This window comes from Paractinoplanes toevensis (assembly GCF_018332695.1).
GTDB classification, from domain to species: domain Bacteria; phylum Actinomycetota; class Actinomycetes; order Mycobacteriales; family Micromonosporaceae; genus Actinoplanes; species Actinoplanes toevensis.
The window spans coordinates 1-593 of sequence record NZ_BOQN01000257.1; the positions used below are offsets into that span (position 1 = coordinate 1).

At 68.3% G+C, this 593-nt stretch carries 1 protein-coding gene; it reads left to right on the top strand.

Going from position 1 to position 593, the window contains the following annotated elements; all coding sequences use genetic code 11:
• A partial coding sequence (locus Ato02nite_RS51055) for an MraY family glycosyltransferase (RefSeq protein ID WP_498371301.1) occupies window positions 1–593 on the top strand: 593 nt, incomplete at both ends.

The window sequence follows — 593 nt, forward strand, 5'->3', positions numbered from 1 at the left end:
CCCACGATGGGCGGTGTCGCGTTCATCGTGGCGACCGTCTTCGCGTACGTGGCCGGGCACATCGCCCTGACCACGCTGCCCGAGCGGCAGATCGCGCAGGAGGGGCCGACCATGACGGCCCTGGTCCTGCTCGGGCTGTTCGTCTTCTGCGGCGTGGTGGGCTTCCTGGACGACCTCCTCAAGGTCCGCAAGCGCAACTCCGACGGCCTGTCGGCCAAGGGCAAGCTGCTCGGCCAGGCGATCGTCGGCGGCGGGTTCGGCATCGCCGCGCTCTACACGGCCAGCACCAACGGCCAGACCGTGGCCAGCGAGCACATCTCCTTCATCCGCGACATCAGCTGGCTCGACGTCGGCAAGGTCGGCTCGGTGATCGTGTTCGTCTTCGTGATCACGGCGATGTCGAACGGCGTGAACCTCACCGACGGCCTCGACGGCCTGGCCACCGGCGCGTCCGTCCTGGTCTTCGGCGCGTACGCGCTGATCGGGTACTGGCAGTACCGGCACTGGTGCGGTGACACCGCGTACTCCAGCGCCAACGACTACTGCTACCAGGTTCGCGATCCGCTGGAGATCGCGATGATCGCGGCCGCGGC